Genomic DNA, 21,966 nt, shown 5'->3' on the forward strand with positions numbered 1-21,966 from the left:
AGCGCATTTAGTAACAGTGAATGTAATGAATTTAATTTACATGGCCTTATCCCAACAATTGATGAAACAATAGATGAGCAAAGCGATCGAATACGCTTCTAGCTAAATAAGTTCATTAATGATGAAGACAAGCATGTTTTTTTGCGTAGCCTGCAAGATACAAATGAGGTTTTTTTTATCATTACATCACATCTGATATCGAAGCTTCCCTGCCGTTAATTTATACGCCAACGGTTGGTTATGCCTGTCAGCATTTTTCGAATATCTGGCGTAAAAACCGAGGAGTATTTATTGCCTGGGAGTCCGGGACTCGCGCATTTCCGAAGCAGAATATTTTGAGTTCATTGATATTTTCGTGTCGACAATCGAGCGTCGTTGGCCAGGTGTGTTATTGCAGTTTGAGGATTTTGCATTGCAACATGCAATGCCATTGTTAAAAGAATATCAGGATAAATTATGTTGTTTTAATGATGATATTCAGGGAACTGCAGCTGTAGCATTAGGTTCTGTTCTCGCGGCCTGTCTGCGTAATAAAGTATCGCTTTCCGAACAGCGTATTATATTCGTCGGCGCGGGATCTGCTGGCTGCGGCATTGCCGAGCTAATTGTTTTAGCACTTAAGGCCGATGGCGACGATAGAGGAATTGCTTTAATCATATAAAATCGCATCTGGTGGCGGAGGTGCTGCTTCATAGCGCGAGGGCGATACGCCAAATAATTGGCGGAATGCATAGGTATAAGCTGACGTACTACCGTAACCCAGCATTAACGCAATCTCGGTCACGCTGCGTGACTGGCGTAGTAAAATAATTGAATGCAGTAAACGATGGCGTTGCTTCCAGTTACTGAACGTTATGCCGGTTTCTTTAATGAAATGTCGTGAAAAAGTACGTGGCGACATTCCTATGCGCTCAGCCCACTCTTCCATTAAATGGGGTAAATCGGGTGATTCACTGATTACCTGGCACATTTCCAGCAACGCCGGTGCCGTAGGCCAGGTCATTGCAAATCCTGCGGCGGGAAGATCGTTTAGCACGTCGATCAAAGTGGACACCAGGCGCCCTTCTTTACCGTTAGCATCATAAAACTCAGGGATAGTCTGCGTTGCATGGTGGATAAAACTGCGCGCAAAGTCAGAGACAGTAACCAACTTTAGCTCCGCTGTACAACCCGTAGCCGCATAGTAATCCGGGTCGATATCAAGGTTCTCCAGCATCACTTCACTGGCAGTTTGCACCCGATGAGGCATAAATGCGGGTATCCATAACCCATAACAGGCAGGAATAATGTATGAATTATTCTCCACGGAAATGTATAGGGAGCCTTCACGGGCGTAGTGGAACTGAATGAAAGGATGAGAATGTAGTTCTGATTGCACATTTTCCGCCAGCATAAACGAACGGAAGAAAACAGGGCGGGCAAGTTTAGCCCCTGTTACATCGCCCGTGTAGCGGAATGAGTGCAGTACCTTTTTTGTTTTAACCATCTACCCCACCTAAATTGACGCTTATTCGACACAACTTGGCATCCCTTCATGATACACAATCCCTCTTAGCTGCGATAATTAATTCATCAGCCCAGTCAATGAGTAATCAATAAAGTAGTAACGTGCAATATTTAATCGCACTCAGAATAAAGCGTTGATTGACATCGCCATTAGTTTAGCCAATAAAAAATTCAGAGGTATTTAAAATAAGCCACTCTACTATTTATAAAATAAATAGTTAGCATGAGTTAATTATTTATATCGCAGCAGTCAATCAATAACAAATTTAAATATTTGTTATTCAATCTTTCTTTTAACGAAACATAAATGAGTTCAGATAGTCGAGTAGAAATTTAGCTTAGGCTTTTATTGAGGATGAGATATGAGTGTTGAAGTTGAAAGTGCACCCGTCGTACGCAAAGACAACTGGTATCGGATTGCGGAAGAACTTTTGAACCAGGCTGATGTCCGTTTTAACGGCAGTCGCCGCTGGGATATTCAAGTAAACAATCCAGACTTTTATAAACGTGTTTTGCAGGAAGGTTCTATTGGTCTTGGTGAATCCTACATGGAAGGTTGGTGGGACTGCGCCGCGCTGGATGTTTTATTCGAGAAAATCCTTCGTGCAAAGCTCGATGAAAAAGCACCAAAAAACTTCAAGGATTTAGCCCGGGTCGCGGGTATGCGTTTGTTTAATTTACAGACACGCAAACGTGCCTGGATTGTCGGCAAAGAACATTACGATATCGGCAACGACCTGTTTGCTAAAATGCTAGATCCGTATATGCAGTATTCCTGCGGTTACTGGAAAGATGCAACCAATCTGCGCCAGGCACAAGAAGCCAAGTTGAAAATGTTATGTGAAAAATTGCAGCTTAAATCCGGTATGAAACTGCTGGATATTGGCTGCGGTTGGGGCGGTTTGGCGCAATACGCCGCAGAACATTACAACGTCCATGTTACTGGCGTAACCATCTCCGAAGAACAGCAGAAAATGGCGCAGGAGCGTTGCACCTGGCTGGATGTTTCCATCAAGCTAATGGATTATCGCGATCTTGACAGCCATTTTGACCGCATCGTTTCGGTCGGGATGTTCGAACATGTTGGGCCAAAAAATTACGACACCTATTTTGAAGTGGTAAATCGTTGCCTTAAACCGGACGGAATGTTCCTGTTGCACACTATCGGCGCAAATAAATCAGTTAACAACGTCGATCCGTGGATTAACAAATACATTTTTCCTAACGGTGTCCTGCCTTCTGTAAAACAAATCGCCTGCGCCTCGGAACCCCATTTTATCGTCGAAGACTGGCATAATTTCGGTGCCGATTATGACTTGACGTTAATGGATTGGCACCAGCGTTTTAATAGCTTCTGGCCTGAAATTCAGGACAATTACAGCGAGTCTTTTAAACGCATGTTCAATTATTACCTAACGTCTTGTGCGGGAGCTTTCCGTGCGCGTGACATTCAACTTTGGCAAGTCTTATTTAGCCGTGGTGTTGATGGCGGCATGTATGTTTATCGTTGATATTGGTTACTGTCTGAGCCGTAAAATTAACTTCGATAATATAGCCCTCTATTTTTATTATCAGAATTAAAGAATTTAGTTATTAATTTAAGGATTTTGTATGTCACAACAGTTATTCACCTCAGAATCTGTTTCTGAAGGGCATCCTGACAAAATAGCCGACCAAATTTCTGATGCCATTCTCGATGCCATTATTCGACAAGACCCCAAAGCACGCGTGGCCTGCGAAACGCTGGTTAAAACCGGCATGGTTTTGGTGGGTGGGGAAATTACTACCGACACTTGGGTCGATATAGAAGAGATTGTGCGCCGCACGATCCACGACATCGGCTATAACAGCTCAGAAATGGGGTTTGATTCCCACACTTGCGCAGTCTTAAGCGCGATTGGTAAGCAGTCTCCCGATATTAATCGCGGAGTAGATCGTGAAGATGAAGCGAATCAAGGTGCAGGCGATCAAGGACTTATGTTTGGTTATGCGTCCAACGAAACCGATGCACTAATGCCTGCGCCTATTACCTTCGCTCACCGTTTAATGGCACGCCAGGCTCAAGTGCGGAAAAGCGGTTTATTGCCATGGTTAAGGCCAGATGCGAAAAGTCAGGTCACCTTTGAATATGACAACGGTAAAATAATCGGTATTGATACGGTAGTTATTTCCACTCAACACAGTGAAGCAGTCACTCAGCAAACCCTGCGTGAAGGCGTGATGGAAGAGATAATTAAACCTGTGTTACCGCAAGAGTGGCTGACGCGAGATACCAAATATTTTATTAACCCAACAGGCCGATTTGTTATTGGTGGCCCAATGGGTGACTGCGGACTCACTGGACGAAAAATTATTGTTGATACATACGGCGGTATGGCGCGTCATGGTGGCGGCGCATTTTCCGGTAAAGATCCTTCTAAAGTTGATCGTTCAGCCGCATATGTTGCCCGCTATGTCGCTAAGAATATTGTCGCAGCCGGGTTAGCTGACCGCTGTGAAATTCAGATTTCTTATGCCATTGGTGTTGCGGAACCCACCTCAATAATGGTGGAAACCTTCGGTACTGGAAAACTGGATAATGAAAAACTGATTATGATTATTCGCGAGTTTTTCGACCTCCGCCCACATGGGTTAATCCGCTCGCTGAATTTGCTGCAACCGATTTATCAGCAAACAGCGGCCTATGGTCATTTTGGACGTGATATTTTTAGCTGGGAACAGACCGACAAAGCTGACCTGCTGCGCCGCTTCCTTTAAGTTTTCACGCTCTATAGGGCCAGGTTTTAGCGCGAATTAATTCTCATAGCGAACAGTTAACATCAGGAAATCCACGCTTTTGCGTGGATTTTTCTTTCATTCAGTCAGACTGCGGCATTTCCATTTGATATAAAAGTCACTCGAACACCTCTGGATATATACTGCACAAATAATTTTAGTTAAGTAATTAATAAACTCCAGAGAGTGCGAGATGAACCACCGAGCCGGCACTGTCTGCCAATGAATTGCATCAAGTCCTGGTTTCACTGAGGAAAAATGGAAAAAATCGCCCACGTTAACGCCGGGAAGTTGTTCACCCTAAAAATAGACCGTGTTTCCGGGTGTGCTTGAGGTAGGCAAGCACGGCGGCACTGGGTTCGTCTTTACGACTAACCATCATCAAATTAGCCGCCAGCTCCTTCGAATCAAGAACCCGATACACCACACCGGGAATCGCCACCTGTGCTAATGGTGCTGGGACCAGGGCGATACCCAACCCGGCTCCGGCCATGGCGAGCACACTCAGTGAACTGGATATCCGATAAGCAATATGCAAAGAGTCGCCAAGCAGTTTACCGAGTTGCGTATCCAGTTGTGAATCCATGTCATTGATTGCGTAAATAATCAAAGGTTCATGGGCCAGCATATCTACCGTCAGACTCTCTTTACCGGCGAATCTGTGCTCGCTGGACATCACCACAACCCGCCCCCATTCGCCCACAGACTCGTAGACAAGAGTTGATTCATGATCCGGGTAGTAATCAGGCATATAGCCCACATCCAGCGTCCCGTTCTGAATGGCTTCCTTTTGAAGCTGTGGCGCAAGCTCCTGGCAGATTATTTCAGCGTCCGGGTATGCCTGATGAAAAGATCGCACATCCTGCATCAGCCTTCCGCTGAAGACAGCATTACCGGCGAACCCTATCCGCACCCGGCCTGTTTCACCGCGAATAGAACGCTCCACGGCAAGCCGGGTATTTTCCACTTGCTCCAACGTGCGCGTGGCTTCTGCCTGCAAGAGCTTGCCGGCTTCGGTCAGTTCGACACGACGGCTGGTACGAATTAACAGTGGGCCACCCAGCTCCGCTTCAAGAGCTTTAATCTGCATGCTCAACGCGGGTTGAACTATGTTGAGCCGTTCTGCCGCCCGGCCAAAGTGCCGTTCTTCTGCGACGGCCAAAAAATACTTCAGGTGGCGTAAATCCATCAATGCTCCATTAATCATTAAAAATGATTAATAAGTAAAATCTATATATTTGAGGTTATCTTACTTTGCCTCCAAACTGAATCCAGTCAACTAAACAGGAACTAAAAATATGCAAAACCAACTTCAAGACCGCCAACAACTTAACGACCTTATGAATGGCTGGATGCACCGTGATTTAGGCGAATGGGATCAGTTACGCGACTTGTTCCACCCTGACGGCACGATTGAAATCACCTGGTTTGAAGGCTTGGGAAGCGATTTTGTTGATGGTTCAATGCGTATGGGTGCTTCCGACTTGCGTACCAAGCATCTCATTGCTTCACCTGCTATTACCTTTAATGAAGCCGGAGATAAAGCAATTCTGGAAACCAATGCCATCATCCTCGCTGAGAACGTAAAACTGAACATTGGTTGTGAGTGTCATAACCGTTTTTACGACCTGGCAGAAAAACGAGATGGAGTGTGGAAGTTGTTCCACCGTCAGAGTGTTTACGATATCGGCACCTTCACCTTCCCTTTAGGTCCTGTGGAAATTGACCAGGCGGTTGTGACGAAGTATCCGCGTGAATATGCAGCACTGGCCTATTTACTAGAGCAGAGCGGTTTCCCACTTAGCCGCGTATTTGCCACCCGCGGCAGCGAACTGGAAGCAAAAATGAAAGTTGAAGGTAAGCGCTGGTTGGCTGCCTGATCCAGACTCAAGAAGAGGTGAGCATATCACCTCTATCCAAGTGCCTAAATTCAGTGTATCACTCCACTTCAATGACCTAATATTTACCGAAGTTATTTGTTTAAGAGTTCTCTACGTACAATTTCCGCGCCTGCACTTAATGCACTTAACTTGCCTCTTGCGACCTGGCGAGATAACGGGGTCATGCCGCAGTTAGTGCTTGGATAAAGCTTGTCTGCATCTACAAATTGCAGTGCTTTTCGTAGCGTGTTAGCGACTTCCTCTGGTGTCTCAATGATATTGGTTGCCACATCAATGGCCCCGACCATGACTTTTTTGCCCCGGATGAGTTCAATGAGATCCATTGGAACACGAGAGTTTTGACATTCAAGCGAAATGATATCGATATTAGAGGCCTGCAGCTTCGGGAAAAACTCTTCATATTGCCGCCATTCCGAGCCCAATGTCTTTTTCCAGTCTGTATTGGCTTTAATGCCATAGCCGTAGCAAATATGTACGGCAGTTTCACATTTAAGCCCTTCAATTGCTCTTTCTAAAGCGGCAATCCCCCAGTCATTCACCTCGTCAAAAAACACATTAAATGCCGGTTCATCAAACTGGATAATATCGACGCCAGCAGCCTCTAATTCTCTGGCTTCTTGATTAAGAATTGTGGCAAATTCCCAGGCCAGCTTTTCACGACTTTTATAATGGCTATCATAAAGCGTATCGATCATGGTCATCGGACCTGGCAGCGCCCATTTAATAGGTTGGCTGGTTTGCTGGCGTAAGAATTTGGCATCTTCAACAAACACAGGCTTCTGGCGGGATACAGGGCCAACAACCGTAGGAACGCTGGCATCATAGCGATTGCGAATTCTAACTGTTTCACGTTTTTCAAAATCAACGCCACTGAGGTGCTCAATAAACGTAGTGACAAAATGTTGGCGCGTTTGCTCGCCATCACTGACGATATCAATACCGGCCTGTAGCTGATCTTGCAGGCACAAACGCAGAGCATCTTGCTTGCCGTCAATTAATTCATTGCCCTGCAATTTCCACGGTGACCAAAGTGTCTCAGGTTGTGCAAGCCAGGAAGGTTTCGGTAAACTACCCGCAGTCGACGTCGGTAATAATATTTTCATAATAGATGACCTTATATTTTTAGTTAATCAAAGAACGTAGTTAGCGGACCATTGCTCAAGGAGAGTTCGGTATGGTTTGATGAAGTTCTCTTCTGTAAACCTGCCCTGTTCAATCGCTAAATGGCTGCGTTCTTCTCGATCATAAACAATTTGAGTTAATGAATAATCCTGTTGATTCAAGCTAGGTTGATACTCTTTTCCTGCTACAGAATTAGCATTATAAATTTCAGGACGATAAATCTTTTGAAAGGTTTCCATCGTACTAATGGTACCCGTCAGTTCAAGATCCGTGTAATCGCCAGTTAAATCACCTACAAAATAGAAAGCCAGCGGCGCAACACTATTTGGCGGCATAAAATAGCGAGCCTGTAAGCCCATTTTATTGAAATAGTGGTCGGTCATAGAGAGTTCATTTTGTTGGTACTCGACACCCAATACAGGATGCTGATTTTCAGTGCGGTGGTAAGTGTTTTTACTGGACACGCTTAAACATATAACCGGTGGTTTCTTAAAGCGCTCTGTGTAAGCACTTGAGTTAATGAAGCATTTGAATATGTTGCCATGCAAATCACCAAAATTATCTGGCGTGCTAAAACCGGCCTTATTCTTGTTATGGTCTAACAGCAATACGCTAAAATCGTAATCTCGTACATAAGAGGAAAAGTTATTCCCCACAATGCCTTCAATACGCGCGTTAGTTTTTTGATCGACAATATTTGTTTTCAATATTTCAATCACCGGGAAGGTATCGCCCTTTCCTTCAACATCCATCCCAACGGAAATGATTTCAAGTTCGACGCAATACCGGTCCCCTGCAGGGTTATCGGAAGGCGCAAGAGAATTGAAACGATCATCAATCATCTTTAAGGTATTGCGCAAATTCTGCTGGCGCTGACTTCCTCTGGCTAAATTAGCGAAGTTAGTCGTAATGCGTGTATTTTCAGATGGATTGTAATTCTCATCGAAAGAAAGGCTTTTAATAGTAAAGGTAAATTCTTTATTCATCGCGATGGTTTCCTGATTTCTGATAAAACCTGAATTTATTTTTGCTTTTTCAGCATTACCAAATTTCTTTTCAGGTTATTTATTCAGTAGTTTTCATATTGTCTGTAGCGAATTGCAGTAGGTAATTTATGCCAGAGTCATTGATTGAGGAAAAGTGATTAAATTTCAGCGAACATGAATTATCTTCATGTTGAGGTGAATGGTTATAGTCGATATCAGGAAAGTAGCCCCCTTCTCATAGGATTCATCGCTGGAATCCAGCGGCCTGGAGCGGTTAACTGGGTAGACCTGGACAAAGTTAAAAGAAATGAAATTTATTCTGCTTTAATTTTATCAAGAGCAGGAAAAATGAAAAACGGCAGCTATAGCCCAACCTTAAACCTCTGGAGACCCGATTTTGGTCTTGAGGATGTCCCTGATGTGAGGGCATACTGCGCAGCCCTTCGGCCTGGTAACGCAAAACTACTGCTCCGATATCAGGTACAACAACTCAACACCAATGAATATGCTCTGTGCACAGAGACATTCATATACTGCCCTGATCGAGCGACACAGCTAAAAATGGCCGGATACTGGCTGGCAATCAGACTTGGAAGCGGCTTGATCAGGCAAAGGACACTGACGGCGGTAAAGCATGAGCTCGAAAAGTGAGCTAACAGCTACTATTTCAAATGCAAATGAACCTTAGCCTCGCTCAAATTATAGAATTTCAATCAACTTAAACTCTTCTGCAACAAGTTCCATATCATCAGAATAATAGCCTTCCCGGGTGAAAAACGCTTTATGCTCTTTCCTCCAATATTCAAGGCTCATATCCCCCTCACCTTCTTTTCTGGCAAATTCTTCAGTTATGTCAGAAAAACACATCAGGCTCATCGAAATTATTCTGATAACACATACCGGGGCACCTTCTCCATTAAGAACAATATTATAACTGCCTATTTTTGGGGAAGGTTCTTCCGACAGAAAAGAGGAAAGAGAACCACATGACGCAGTTTTAATTCCTTTCAAGACTAAGTCGGCAAGCTCGTTTGCCATATCAGGATTGTCACCAAAGGACCACGCCGGTGCTCCCGGATATTTCGTCTTCAATCTTTCAATCACACTCATTATAAGGTCCCTTACCAGATTCAGTTAATTCAGGTTTCCATAACCCGGTTATTGTTCGTGTCTTTATTCACCTAAGGGAACTATATCCCAACTTTTGTCGCAAAATCTCAGTCGAACTGCCAGTAAAGCGGCGTGCCATAAACCTCTACGAAATAATCAATGACTGCCCGAACATTAAGCGGGGGATGGCGCGCGTTGGGATAGATAGCTGCGATATGCTGTGGCTCGGTATTGATCGCGGCCTCAAATCCCTCCATCAATCTGACAAGGTCACCTTTTTTAAGACTGTCACCAATAAGCCAGTCGGGAAATAACACCATTCCCATGCCGCTAAGTGCGCTGGTAAGAAGAGATTCAGCATTGTTGGAGGTCAGTAACGCAGTAATGGGATAGTGAGTCCAGGAGCCAGCAGGTTCCCTGAACAACCATCGGTTAGGACCCGATGACCCTCTGTAAACTAGGCATTTATGGTCATTCAGTTGGGCTGGGAATTCCAGTTTTCCAAATTTTTTTATATAGCCGGGAGAAGCGACCAGATGATAGCGCTGAGTTCCAAATACGCGTGCGTGGAAAGAAGAATCCGTCAGCGTGCCGATTCTGAAAATTACATCTGAGGCATCCCTGAGAGGATCGATGTAATCATCAGTCTGCGTCAGTTCAATCAGCAATCGGGGATAGCGAGCTGAAAGTTCGCTAAGCCAGGGGGCAATATGACGCTGGCCAAAAAATACAGGCGCATTAATCCTTATCAGCCCTGCAGGTTCAAGGGCTCTATCCTGCATCTCTTTTCGGGCTTCGCTCAGTTGCTCAGTCATGGTACGGGCATAGCTAATAAATAACCGCCCAGCTTCAGTGGGAATAACTGCTCGGGTATTTCGATAAAAAAGCTGCTGACCGAGCGCGTCCTCCAGTTGAAGGATGACACGTGAAATCATTGATACTGAAACCCCTTCACGCCGTGCTACGACTGAAAAGCTTTGGGTATCAAAGACACCGATAAAAAATAACAGTGTGCGAAAATTTATGGCGCTTGGGTCGTACATTATCCCGCCTTCTGCAAAGGTGTTTCCTGGATTATACCGTTTTTCATTACACTTCACTGCTATAGGATTCTCCACCTCAACCATTGGAGACTGTTTTAATGCAGCTTTTATTTATATTACTCGTCGTTGCAGGCGGGATGGGGCTATCCGTAGAAGCCGGATTGTTAGGACCACTGGGCAGCGAAGTCGGAGACTTATGGGCAACCTTCAGTATTTTCGGAGTCGGAGCTGCGCTGACATTCTTGTTAATGCTGTTCTTTAGTCCACGAAACAGCCCTTCCTTCTTTACCCAACCATCATGGACTCTGCTGGGCGGCATACTGGGCCCTGTGTATGTCGTGATCCTCACCATTGCCGTTCCCACTATTGGTATTGCGATGACCATGATTGGTATTTTGGCAGGGCAGGTCTCCAAAAGTCTGGTCATTGACCATTACGGGCTGTTTGGTTCTTCTCATCGAAAAATTGACAGTAAGCGTATTATCGCGCTGATTTTTATTATTGCCGCCCTATTCCTCATGGCAAAGGGCTGAGGTGAACTCGTGAATATATTAATGATCATTTTAGCTGTCGTTGGCGGTGCGTTTCTTAGTATGCAGGCTGCAATTAATGGCAAGTTGGGTAGCAATGTTGGAGTATTTCGCAGCGCATTTCTGACTTTTTCAGTTGGCGCACTGGTGACTGCCCTGCTCATTTTCTTCTTCGAACCAAAGCATGCTGTGACCTTGCTGGATGTGCCGAAATGGCAATTGCTTGGCGCTCTTTGTGGTGTTCCTTACATTGTCATTATGGTTCTGGCTGTTCAGCGAATTGGAGCGGCTGTTGCTACTGTTGCGGTTATCTTTGGCCAACTGGCAATGAGCATGCTCATTGATAATTTTGGCTGGTTAGGAAATGAAGCGATTCACTTTTCTGGGACGCGCCTTGGTGCAGTAGTCTGCCTGGGAATAGCGCTTTTCTTTATTTACTCCAGTAATAAAGCCAATGCAATGCCCGTGAAAAACATCGCCAACTGAATGGTAGCTATCGGCAGATCCATTACATTGAAATAACAGGATTTAACATTTAGACGGTCACCACAAAATCATAACCGGATTGTGGTGACCGCAGATTAACACTGCATCAGGTTATTAACTGCTCCGCACGGCTGGCTTCTGCCCACGGGTATGTCGCCTTGCCAGAAGTGGGAAAATGAACCCCAGCCCAACCAGCACTACTGGTGTGGCAATGTTAAGCGACAACTGGAAAATCCACTCAGGCGTAAATGCATCCAGCTTTTTCGGGAAAATCCCCGTCAGGCAGGCAAAAGCCGTAAAAGCAAAACACCAGATACCAACGGTGAGTGCCAGCTTGCGATTTCGGATAAAAACATACTCTGGTGAGTATTTCTCCGCGAGGCGTAGTACCGCAATAAAGGCCACAAAGACCCATAGATAACGCAATGGCATAACCACGGAGTTAAGGTTCAGTAGCCATTTATACAGGTCGTTCATATCCCCGATACCCAGCGTTGGCAGCATTATCAAAATAGCAACCAGTACCAGTGTCATCAGATAGCCATTCACAGGCGTACCCGCATCATTTGTCCGGCATAGTTTCTGAGGAATATAGCGGGAGTCAGCGTCGCCCAGTAATACTTTCAGCGGCGCATCAATGGAGAATACCAGGGCGGCAATTTGACCAAGCGTGTTAGCCACCGCGTAGATAACCATTAACCAATTCCCCAGATGATAATATTCGCCCAGTTTCTGGAAGGCGTAGTATTGGCCATTCGTCATCAGGTCATCGGGAATATTATTCGAATCGAACATCATCCCCATCGCCAAAGAGCCAAGGATCGCGCAGACGGCCACCATCACGGCTAGTATTAGCATTCCACGGGGAAACTCACGGCCCGGGTTGCGGGTACTGTTGACATAAGGAGAGATTTTTTCCGCTCCACCGACAGCAAATACCAGCATCGAAATGGTCGTGATATAGGTGAAATCAATATGAGGGATGAATGTCTCCCATGTGATATTGGTCGTGGCAATATGCACCTCTGTGATGGCGGGTGCGGTTACTGCCATCACAACATACAGTAGTGACATGACAAACATGGCGATACCAGCAACCGATCCCACTATCTTCAGTGATTTCATTCCTCGGGAGGCCACCCACATAAACAGGACAAATAGCGCAAGCGTAATCCCCTGCAAGGCAACCACACTGTATTCTTTGATAAGCGAACCATCGCCATTAATGGCCCACCCCAGGGCTATCAAAATTGCCTGCGGTTTTTGCGCAAGATATGGAACATGCACCACCCAGTAAGTCCATGCAGCCAGATAAGCCAGACCAGGACCCATGGTATGTTTGATCCAGGTACTGACGCCCCCTTTACCATCTTTAAATGTTGCCCCCAGTTGCCCAACAATCAGCGCGTAGGGAATAAAGTAAAGTGCAAAAATAAACACCCAAGAGAAAATAACGACCAGCCCTTGGTTGGCATAGTTATTGACAACATTGCCAAACCCCCAGACGGTAATAAACGACATCAGCGCGATGTTGTACCATCGCAACTGTTTTTGCTCTGACTGCGCCATAAACGACATCCCTTAACTGTATATTTATTATTACTTGCAGTAATTTATTGACCGGGGGAATTATGCACATTAGTAGTGGGGATAATATAACTATATCGTGTGAAAGTTCGGCTCTCCGCACAATATATTTCAGTATCAAGGTTAGAAACAGCCCAACAGAGTAGAGGGACTGCCACTATGCCCAGCCTTTGTGGTTTTCTGTTAATCTTGATGCAGTGGATTGTGGCATAGCCAGACGCTCCAATTTTTTAACATATCTGTAAAAAACATAAAACATCAGGTGAATTTACTTCAAGTCATGATCAAAATTTAAATATAGGAATCTATCAAGAGCGTTGTTACCAAAGCCACCCATAAATAAATCATCCTGAATAAATGTGTATTTTTGGATAAGAAACACATCAGGTCGGATGACTGTTCAAACAATATAACGAATAATCAATAACCGCCTTGCTTAATTGGCACCAGTAATAAAATTCAATATCACCACCTGGCATATGGTGATATAGTAACTTTTGACACTGTAACAACAATAACAAATCAACCCACAATTAAGTAACGAATGAATTACACTATAACTAAAAGAAACGCGATTAGCATATTTCACCAAATAAAATTAAATTTCATTAACAATCGTATTTCACAAGCAGTCCTCAGTTGCACTATGGCAATTATGCCATTTTCTGTGTTACGAGGATTGGTTATTGTTGCAAGCACGTTATGTCTGAATTTTCATTGGGTTAAAACTTCAGCTTGGTTAGAAAACCTGCAACAAAGCATGTTGGTATTCCTTCCTATACTTTTAAATATCATTTTTTCTCTACAATGGGCTGTCAGATATCGTTTATCTATAATGCTCAGCATTTCTCTTAGCCTGACTGTATTACTTGGTATTACCGGTCTTGAGCATAACAATAATGAAGCTAACTTTTTTATTGGTGTAAGCCTGCCAGTCGCTCTATTGGCTGCGATCTTTACCAACTTAATTTTAGAAAAAAACATCAAGCTATTCCGTACCAATAGAATAAAATTTAACTGGATTTCAATAAAGACATTATTAACATTCATCAGTAAACTGCTTGCTCTGGTACTGGTTGGTCATCTCATTTTACATGCTAGTGATTGGCTGACTCAGGATATTTCCAAAGTAATATACCCTGATAACTTTACCCATGGACTTCTTTATGAGTTAGTGCGTGAAGGCACCTGGTTCTTTGGTGTGCATGGTATTTATATCTTCCAGGATATCGGTTTGAGATTATCGAATGAAACGATATCTAATATAGCTGCATGGAAAGCTGGCAAAGAATCATTAAATATATTAAGTGTTCCTTTTTATGAGACGTGGTGCGCATCTGGTGGCAGCGGAGGCACGCTTAGCCTCTTAATTTGTTTACTCATTAGCCGCAATCCTTCGAATCGACATTTAATCAACGTCTCCTTGCCTCTGGCCATCTTCAATATCAATGAGCCCCTCATCTTTGGTGTACCGGTAGTATTGAATCCGGTGATGTTTATCCCCTTCGTAATGACTCCTGCAGTGGATTACATCATTGCCTACTACGCTACCCTTTGGCACATTGTACCACCTCTTCAACAAATGGTAGGTTGGGCGACGCCTGCCATCATTAACGCCTGGTTGGGCACAAATGGCGCAATAAGTGCCGTGTTGTTCCAGATTTTTTTAATTTGTACCGGAATTGGGATTTACTGGCCTTTCCTGCGCTATATGGAAAAACGTGATTATAAAGAGATCACTCTGCCCTCTGGCAATACAAGCTTTGTTCCATTGAAAGGAAATCAGTTTCAATTACCTGTGCCTGGCTATCGTGAAGCTGAATCACCACATCATTATCTTTCCGAAGTAAATGAGTATATAGATGCAAGGCGTAATATTAATGACCTGCAGAACAGTGGTAATTTTGTATTATGGTATCAACCACAGATAACTGTTGATAGTCAGAAAATTGTAGCCATGGAAGTGTTACTTCGTCATCAAAGTGATGATGGGAAAATAACACCGCCCTACTTTTTAAAATATTATGAACGAATTGGTATGATGCCGGAGGTGGATTTTTGGGTACTTGAGAATGCTGTTGAAGCCATTCATCATGAACTATCTCGTTTTCCAGGCATGACACTTTCGGTGAATATTTCGCCACAAACATTACTTGATCCTAGTTTCCTAAGTCTGGTGAGTAAGTTATTGCGCAATCCGTTGCCATCAGGGTGGAAGTTAGAAATGGAGATTACTGAATCACAAAGAGTTAAAGAACCCGAGCAAATTATTGAGGTTCTCGCTGAACTACGGCGATTGGGTATTAAAATTGCTCTTGATGATTTTGGTTCAGGCTATTCCACATTGTCTTATTTAACACAATATCAGCTGGATAAAATCAAACTAGACCGTACGCTTGTGCTCGGATTAGCACGTGAAGGCGGTGAAGCATTTCTCCACCATGTTGTGCAACTTTGCAAAAGCTCAGGCAGTCAGGTATTGATTGAGGGTGTAGAAACAGATGAAGAACATCAAATAGTTAAGAACTGTGGTATCCATTTAGCACAAGGGTTCCTGTTTCATCGACCACAGCCCATTAACAAATTATGTAACCTTTTAGTAGTTAATACTTAACTCTGTTCATCGTGAATAATGGATATTCTCATTTTCAATAAATCTATTTTTTGGATATTCCGTTTGTTATGAGAAATTTAAAATGTATGTGCAGAGTCATGGATATGTTAATGTTTATCGTTGACGCATTAATTAGCCAACTCTATACTCCGTGTTTTATAATAAACCTACGACCTGGCCGTACGAGCATATCTTCTAAAAAGCATGACTCACTAGCAAGTTCACAATGCGCTAACATTGAAAAAATAACGCATTAACAAATATCGTCATATAAACCACAATGAAAATAATAGTTTATATAATTAAATATCCCTCTTGAGCCTTCTTTAGTCGCTTAAAAAAGAGTACGAATAGAAAAATGGTAGATAAAGAGCTCATTCAACATGAGGTTGTTCCTCCCTGTAAAAAGGATTCTAGCTTACGTGGGGAATATCACTGGTATCATTCGATTACTGGAAAAGTTGCTATCTACCTTATGTTGGGGATTCTAATTGCCTATGGAGTTGGCTCTGGGGCGGGCCTTTTCGAGGTTAACCGAATATCTCATGAACAATGGTTTAAACAGGCATCAACTAATTCGCAAATTACCAGTTATATCATCCGCAATATCTACACCTCAGTAACGGTAAAATCCAACCACGAAGGGCAGGTCATTTCCATCGAATCCGAACGCCCGCTCTGCGATGACGAGACCGTAATCCAGACAGGCTTTGATCCAGCCGATATGCTGACTCTGGTTTCAACACAAACCCATAATCCGACGTGGCTATTGCTGTACGACAAAAACAAGGGTTTTACCGACACTCAAACAGTGCAAAAAATTACCGCCGTTGACGACACCGCAAATGGTGCTGCACTAGAAAAGTATTACCAAGGCTTTGTCTCTATTGGTGGGAAAGAGTACTTCGTAGGCTCAATTCCCATCGTTAATCCTTCCGGCGAGTTGATCGGTGCAGTTGTCAGCAGCATTGGTGAGCGCAATGCCCTGTTTGCTACTCATAATCAGTTGTTGAAAAATACCTTGTTGATGCTGATTTTGATCCTGGGTTTTACAGTTGTGGTCGTTAATTGGCTAGTGCGTAATCTTTTCCGCCCGGTACCTCGCCTTGTGCAAGCAGTGACGTTGATAGCTGATGAGCAAACTGATCAGGTCACGCCGTTCCAGAATCAAGAAGATGAGATAGGTGAACTGGCAAAAGCGATTGAAAAACTACGCGTGGCAATGGTTGACCGCGGTTATCTACAACGCATGCAAGAGATGGCGCAAAAGATGGAGTACATGGCGCACCATGACTCTCTGACATTGCTGCCAAATAGAGTGGCTTATCGAAACTCCATCGACGATAGGCTAATAAGATTAAGAACTGAAGGCTGTATCTTCAATCTGCTATTGATAGACCTGGACAATTTCAAACCCGTTAATGACACCTATGGTCATGTCGTAGGTGATGAACTGCTGGTCGAATCTGCGACACGTCTAACGGACTTACTTAATGATGGGGATATGGCAATCCGTCTCGGTGGAGATGAATTTGCGATTCTTCAGCGGATTAACAAAGACTCGATTTCTGAAGCTGAAACATTGGCTAGAAGAGTTTTAGAGGCGCTCAACCAACCTTTCACCTGCAGCGGGCATACTTTCTCTATCAGTTGTAGCATTGGCATTTCCTGCGCACCTCGGCATGGTAATACCCGAGAAGATTTGTTCACTCACGCAGACCTTGCGCTCTATACATCCAAAAGTTTCGGGCGAAATTGCTTCCATTTCTATTCCCACGGAATGACGATGAATCCATCAAATAACCTGCTCTTTAGTCAGGAAATTGAAGATGGCATCAGAAATAATGAGTTCTTCCTTCATTATCAAAAAATTACCAGCCTCGGAAATTACGCCATCGAAGGCTATGAAGCTCTGGTTCGCTGGCAACATCCGACTAGAGGCCTGCTACAACCACACCACTTTATTTCCGTCTCTGAAGATATTGGACTTATTACCAGGTTAGGTGAATGGCTGATCCGCAGCGCCTGTATGGACGCCGCTAACTGGCCAACGGCTAAAACAGTGGCGGTGAATGTCTCTCCACACCAACTGCGTAGTCCAAGAATACTGGACATCATTCGCAACGCATTACAAGAAAGTGGTTTAGATCCCACGCGGCTGGAAATTGAAATTACGGGCTCTGAGCAACTCGATCGCGAAATTATCCTGCCGGCCCTGAATGCAATTCAGGCATTAGGCGTTGGCATTGTACTGGACGAATTTGGAACAGGTTTCGCCACACTGGACTACCTGATTATTTTCCCATTCAGCCACATTAAAATTGCTCGCTCTCTTATTGATGTACTCGACAAGTGCGAAGACAGCCAGGTGTTAGTAGGTATGCTGGTTCGTTACGCATTACAGCGCGGGTTGAAAGTCACCGCCAAAGGCGTTGAAACACAACAACAGTATGAGTTTTTAGCCTCCCTTGGTGGAGAAGAAATAACCGTTCAGGGATATTATTTTAGCCGGGCGGTAGAGAATGCCAGTGTCGTGGCAGAGCTGGAGCTGGAGCTGGAGCTGGAGAAAATGGAGAGCACATGCAATTTATAACCACTCATTTATATCGGACGCTATGTTCTCTGGCAGTAACCATGTTAATCAGTGTTGGCCTGCTGACACCTTCCGATAGCCGCGCCGATGACCTTTTATCACGTATCGTACAAACCAGGACTATCACGCTTAGTTACCAGACTGATGTATTTCCATTTTCATATGTTGAAGGTCATAAACCGCAAGGCTTCTCCATTGAAATATGCAATCGACTGGTCGATATGCTTAAGCAGGAGCTACAAATCCCGGCGTTGAAAATTCATTGGGTCCCTGTCACCACAGCAACTCAATTTTTAACCATTGAGAACAAAACTATCGATATGGGGTGCATTCCCACGATCTACACAGCGGAACGCCAAAAAATAGTGACGTTCTCGGAACCCTATTTTTTCTCCGCAACCCGTTATGTATCACGCAAAGAAGATCGGATTTCGGCTATCAGCGAGCTCAATGGCCATACCGTGTTGGTAAAAAGCGGCACCGTGTTTGTCAGACACATCCAGCAAGCTAATTCTGAGCATCAACTCTCACTGAATATTGATCTTGGAACCGACAATATTAAAGCTTTCTCCGCGCTTGAAAGCGGGCAAACACCCGCGATAGTCTCAAGCGATGTTCTGTTACTTGGGCAAATAGCACTTTCTGGACACCCCCAGGCTTTTGCTATATCGGCTGATACCCTTAGCCCACAACTGCCCATTGGTATGCCGATGCAAAAAGATAATGACCATTTTGCCGATCTGATTAACCACTCCATGAAGCGGCTGATGTTGAGCAAAGAGTTCATCAGCATTTATAATAAATGGTTTTTTGAGCCCATCATGCCTCAAGGGATTACTCTCAACTGGCCAATGCCACCTGAACTAAAACAGTCACTTTCCTCGACGGAACTTTATTCTTATTAGCTATTATTCGCTTGTACTCCACCGAGAAGATAGCGATCAACCATAAAAAAGATAAATGAAAAAGAAACACTTTCTTAACTACGTACTGAGCTTATTATTGTTTTGCTACGCCGTCCTTTTGAAGGCAGAGACGAACACGTCCACGCTGGAAAGAATATCTAGCCATAAAGTTGTTAATATTGGTTATCGTGATGCACCGCCCTACTCTTATAAAACTAGTGAGGGGCATGTGGTGGGTTATGTCATTGATTTATGCAAAGATGTAACTGAATCTATGAAAAAAGATCTGCATATTAAAGATTTGGTTGTTAATTTCATTCCAACACCAGTAACTATGCGTACCACCATGCTAAATCATAATATTATTGATATGGATTGCTCCGTTAATACGGATACAGTGAGTCGGGAAAACGTCGTTCTGTTTTCCCGTCATTACCTGTCCGTTTATACGCGATTTGGTTCATTTAAAGGAAATATTAGTTCCTATTCAGATTTAGCAGGCAGAACGATCAGCGTAGCAAAAGGTACAACTGATTTAATTAATATGAATAGCCTTAACCGTTTGCAGAAGCTTAACATTATGGTCTTTACTCAACCCACGATGAAAGACGCATTTGCTGCGATGAGTAGCCATAAAAGCTACGCCACTGCGATGAATGAAGTTTCTCTGAGACAACTCATTGAAACTAGTGAAGATATGAAAGAATATCAGATATCTACACTGACATTAGGGACGCCGCAAGACTTAGGTATAATGCTGCGTCATAATGACATTGAACTAAAAAACCTTGTTGATAAGAATCTTGCTGCACGCTTCAATCGTAGCGATTTTAAGCAATTTTATGAGCAATGGTTTAACAGTAAGTTACCTGGGAAAAATATTAATCTACATCTTCCTCTTTCCACGGAAATGTATCATTACATTACTCGAAAGTCTTAACCCTATTCCGTAACTTCCCCGTAATAAAAAAGGGAGAAAGGTAACTTTCTCCCATAATACATCGATGCTTTTTACATCAATTGTAGAAGCATGCAGAATGACATTCCGCACAATACACCATATAACAAATTATTCTGGGCCGTTTTACGTACGCGTTTTTGAGAATGGATGGTGACATCTTCCAGTCTTTTACGCACGTTACGAGATGCCTGAACATGGTGCGTTATTACATCTTTTGAACAGTGCCGGAACCTTGCGATATCATCCCGAATAAACTCATCAACAACGCCTTTATTAGCTTTGAGTTCGCGGACAATCCCTTCAAGCATTTTTTCCATGCCTTTTACCCGCAGGACAACATCTTCTTCCATTTCCAGTGACAGCATAATCCAAATCCATGATTAATATTAACACTTGGGGGTAATTCATTTACCGCCCTTCCCTTACAAGATAATAATGTAGTTAAGAAATAACCTTATCAAGCTAATAAACATTAATAAAACTTAAGTTGAAAATATTTCAGGTGAATTGGCGTTATATTGTTCACCTGGAAATAATCTTTAATCCCGCTCCCCGTTGGTTATGGCATCAATGCTATCGGGTAACAAACGAATTTCTGCCGCACGGCGATGAGCCTGCATCCCTTCAGTACGACTTTGACGCACGGCGGGTTGCGCTACAGCCGCAATGCCGTGGTCGTCAATCCACTGATGAGTGCAAATCTTCACATACGCGCCCACCCACAATCCGCCGGTATAACGAGCGGCTGCCATAGTCGGCAAAGTATGATTGGTACCGCAGCATTTGTCGGAGAACACCACGCTGGCGTTTTGCCCGATAAACAACGAGCCGTAGTTGCGGATTTTGCTCGCCGTTGCGTGCGGGTCGCGGGTATGCACCTGCAAATGCTCTGTGGCCATATGGTCGGCCCACGCAATCAGTTGCTCTTCATCGCGGCAGATAACAATTTCGCCCTGCCGTTTCCAGGCTTCACCGGCGGTTGCCGCCGTTGGTAGATTCATTAACTGGCGTTCAATTTCAGCAAACGTGGCGCGGGCGATTTGCGGGCTGGTTGTCGCCATACCGACACGGGTATGTACATCATGCTCGGCCTGAGCCAGCAGGTCGGCGGCCAAAATACGCGGGTCGGCGCTGTCATCTGCAATCACATAAATCTCGCTTGGCCCCGCCAACGCATCAATACCGACTTTGCCAAACACCTGGCGTTTAGCTTCATTAACAAACGCGTTGCCCGGCCCGACAACTTTGTCCACCACCGGGATAGATTCCGTTCCCCAGGCCATGGCAGCAATGGCCTGCGCGCCGCCCACTTTAAAGATGCGATGCGCGCCCGCAAGGTGACAAATGGCGATCATCGCCGGATGCGCACCCGGTGGCAGGCAGGCAATAATCTCATCGCAGCCTGCGACCACCGCCGGAACAATGGACATCACCGGCGCGGATAAAATCGGGTAGCGCCCGCCAGGCACATAACAGCCCACAGTTTGAATCGGGATAATACGGTGCCCCAAATGCACGCCCGGCAGCGTTTCAATCTCCAGCGGCTGCATGGTTGCCAACTGCGCCTGCGCAAAACGCTTGACCTGGGCAATGGCAAACTCACTGTCCTTGCGAGTTTGCGGATCTAGCCCCGCCAGCGCGCTGGCGATTTCATGCTCTGAAACTTCAAATTTGTCCGGTGTCGTTTTATCAAATTTGGCCGAATAATCGCGCAGCGCGGCATCGCCACGCTCGCGCACCTCGTCAATAATATTTTGTACCGTCTCGGTTAGCGTGCGGTCAGCCTGAACATCTTGCCCCTGAGGGTGTTTGATAAACTCAACATCAGCTTCAGAAATCGTACCCAT

21 protein-coding genes are annotated in these 21,966 nt (G+C 44.4%); 12 read left to right on the forward strand and 9 right to left on the reverse strand.

Annotated features, from left to right (window positions below; translation table 11 throughout):
• Positions 1-218: 218 nt before the first annotated feature.
• Positions 219-437 carry a hypothetical protein gene (locus EDF88_RS24875; RefSeq protein WP_243839585.1) on the forward strand — a complete coding sequence of 73 codons (219 nt, stop codon included), beginning with the start codon at positions 219-221 and terminating at the stop codon, positions 435-437.
• Positions 356-661, forward strand: coding sequence for a malic enzyme-like NAD(P)-binding protein (locus EDF88_RS24880; protein WP_243839573.1), 306 nt, complete (start codon positions 356-358; stop codon positions 659-661). The genes EDF88_RS24875 and EDF88_RS24880 overlap by 82 nt, the downstream gene beginning before the upstream one ends.
• On the opposite strand, the gene EDF88_RS03890 is transcribed toward EDF88_RS24880, so the two are convergent.
• Complete coding sequence (locus EDF88_RS03890) at positions 650-1,486, reverse strand: AraC family transcriptional regulator (RefSeq protein ID WP_074392082.1); 837 nt, start codon at positions 1,484-1,486, stop codon at positions 650-652. The two genes, EDF88_RS24880 and EDF88_RS03890, sit on opposite strands and share 12 nt — an antisense overlap.
• Positions 1,487-1,868: 382 nt before the next feature.
• Between EDF88_RS03890 and cfa the strand changes: the two genes are divergently transcribed.
• Together cfa and metK are read left to right on the forward strand one after the other, a co-directional pair.
• Positions 1,869-3,017 carry a cyclopropane fatty acyl phospholipid synthase gene (cfa, locus tag EDF88_RS03895; protein WP_134183009.1) on the forward strand — a complete coding sequence of 383 codons (1,149 nt, stop codon included), beginning with the start codon at positions 1,869-1,871 and terminating at the stop codon, positions 3,015-3,017.
• A 100-nt stretch (positions 3,018-3,117) separates the two neighbouring features.
• Positions 3,118-4,263 carry a methionine adenosyltransferase gene (metK, locus tag EDF88_RS03900; protein ID WP_134183011.1) on the forward strand — a complete coding sequence of 382 codons (1,146 nt, stop codon included), beginning with the start codon at positions 3,118-3,120 and terminating at the stop codon, positions 4,261-4,263.
• Between the two features lie 313 nt (positions 4,264-4,576).
• Here metK and EDF88_RS03905 read toward each other — a convergent pair whose 3' ends face one another.
• Positions 4,577-5,470, reverse strand: a complete 894-nt coding sequence (locus tag EDF88_RS03905; RefSeq protein WP_134183013.1) for a LysR substrate-binding domain-containing protein — start codon at positions 5,468-5,470, stop codon at positions 4,577-4,579.
• 109 nt (positions 5,471-5,579) lie between these two features.
• On the opposite strand from EDF88_RS03905, the gene EDF88_RS03910 reads away from it, so the two are divergent.
• Entirely contained in the window at positions 5,580-6,161 is a 582-nt protein-coding gene (locus EDF88_RS03910) for a nuclear transport factor 2 family protein (RefSeq protein ID WP_134183015.1), read from the forward strand.
• 92 nt (positions 6,162-6,253) lie between these two features.
• Here the strand turns inward: EDF88_RS03910 and EDF88_RS03915 are convergent, their stop codons facing one another.
• A complete protein-coding gene (locus EDF88_RS03915) occupies positions 6,254-7,285 on the reverse strand; it encodes a methionine synthase (protein ID WP_134183017.1) in 1,032 nt (343 codons plus the stop codon).
• A 27-nt stretch (positions 7,286-7,312) separates the two neighbouring features.
• Complete coding sequence (locus EDF88_RS03920) at positions 7,313-8,290, reverse strand: DUF1852 domain-containing protein (RefSeq protein WP_134183019.1); 978 nt, start codon at positions 8,288-8,290, stop codon at positions 7,313-7,315.
• Between the two features lie 174 nt (positions 8,291-8,464).
• On the opposite strand from EDF88_RS03920, the gene EDF88_RS24885 reads away from it, so the two are divergent.
• Positions 8,465-8,941 (forward strand): hypothetical protein, encoded by a 477-nt coding sequence (locus EDF88_RS24885; RefSeq protein ID WP_243839574.1) that lies wholly within the window; start codon positions 8,465-8,467, stop codon positions 8,939-8,941.
• A 48-nt stretch (positions 8,942-8,989) separates the two neighbouring features.
• On the opposite strand, the gene EDF88_RS03930 is transcribed toward EDF88_RS24885, so the two are convergent.
• Positions 8,990-9,400, reverse strand: coding sequence for an ASCH domain-containing protein (locus EDF88_RS03930; RefSeq protein ID WP_064518404.1), 411 nt, complete (start codon positions 9,398-9,400; stop codon positions 8,990-8,992).
• Positions 9,401-9,507: 107 nt separating this feature from the next.
• Positions 9,508-10,443: a LysR family transcriptional regulator gene (locus tag EDF88_RS03935; RefSeq protein WP_134183020.1), complete on the reverse strand. Its 936-nt coding sequence runs from the start codon at positions 10,441-10,443 to the stop codon at positions 9,508-9,510.
• A 98-nt stretch (positions 10,444-10,541) separates the two neighbouring features.
• On the opposite strand from EDF88_RS03935, the gene EDF88_RS03940 reads away from it, so the two are divergent.
• The gene (locus EDF88_RS03940) at positions 10,542-10,976 is read left to right on the forward strand and encodes a DMT family transporter (protein WP_134183022.1); all 435 of its coding nucleotides are present in this window, start codon (positions 10,542-10,544) and stop codon (positions 10,974-10,976) included.
• A 9-nt stretch (positions 10,977-10,985) separates the two neighbouring features.
• Complete coding sequence (locus EDF88_RS03945; RefSeq protein ID WP_134183024.1) at positions 10,986-11,459, forward strand: DMT family transporter; 474 nt, start codon at positions 10,986-10,988, stop codon at positions 11,457-11,459.
• Positions 11,460-11,573: 114 nt separating this feature from the next.
• Here EDF88_RS03945 and EDF88_RS03950 read toward each other — a convergent pair whose 3' ends face one another.
• Positions 11,574-13,028: an amino acid permease gene (locus EDF88_RS03950; protein ID WP_134183026.1), complete on the reverse strand. Its 1,455-nt coding sequence runs from the start codon at positions 13,026-13,028 to the stop codon at positions 11,574-11,576.
• Positions 13,029-13,692: 664 nt separating this feature from the next.
• On the opposite strand from EDF88_RS03950, the gene EDF88_RS03955 reads away from it, so the two are divergent.
• The 4 genes from EDF88_RS03955 (at position 13,693) to EDF88_RS03970 (ending at position 20,098) form a co-directional block, all read left to right on the forward strand.
• On the forward strand, positions 13,693-15,660 hold the full coding sequence (locus EDF88_RS03955) for an EAL domain-containing protein (RefSeq protein WP_166671944.1): 1,968 nt from the start codon (positions 13,693-13,695) through the stop codon (positions 15,658-15,660).
• Positions 15,661-16,018: 358 nt separating this feature from the next.
• The gene (locus EDF88_RS03960; RefSeq protein WP_134183029.1) at positions 16,019-18,253 is read left to right on the forward strand and encodes an EAL domain-containing protein; all 2,235 of its coding nucleotides are present in this window, start codon (positions 16,019-16,021) and stop codon (positions 18,251-18,253) included.
• Positions 18,241-19,158, forward strand: a complete 918-nt coding sequence (locus EDF88_RS03965) for an amino acid ABC transporter substrate-binding protein (protein WP_134183031.1) — start codon at positions 18,241-18,243, stop codon at positions 19,156-19,158. Before EDF88_RS03960 ends, EDF88_RS03965 begins: the two co-directional genes overlap by 13 nt.
• Before the next feature lie 55 nt (positions 19,159-19,213).
• The gene (locus EDF88_RS03970) at positions 19,214-20,098 is read left to right on the forward strand and encodes a transporter substrate-binding domain-containing protein (RefSeq protein WP_134183033.1); all 885 of its coding nucleotides are present in this window, start codon (positions 19,214-19,216) and stop codon (positions 20,096-20,098) included.
• Positions 20,099-20,169: 71 nt separating this feature from the next.
• Here EDF88_RS03970 and EDF88_RS03975 read toward each other — a convergent pair whose 3' ends face one another.
• Positions 20,170-20,484, reverse strand: coding sequence for a hypothetical protein (locus EDF88_RS03975; RefSeq protein ID WP_064518387.1), 315 nt, complete (start codon positions 20,482-20,484; stop codon positions 20,170-20,172).
• A 174-nt stretch (positions 20,485-20,658) separates the two neighbouring features.
• Positions 20,659-21,966, reverse strand: coding sequence for a histidinol dehydrogenase (hisD, locus tag EDF88_RS03980; protein ID WP_134183035.1), 1,308 nt, complete (start codon positions 21,964-21,966; stop codon positions 20,659-20,661).

The organism is Buttiauxella sp. BIGb0552 (genome assembly GCF_004366275.1).
Classification (GTDB): Bacteria; Pseudomonadota; Gammaproteobacteria; order Enterobacterales; family Enterobacteriaceae; genus Buttiauxella; species Buttiauxella gaviniae.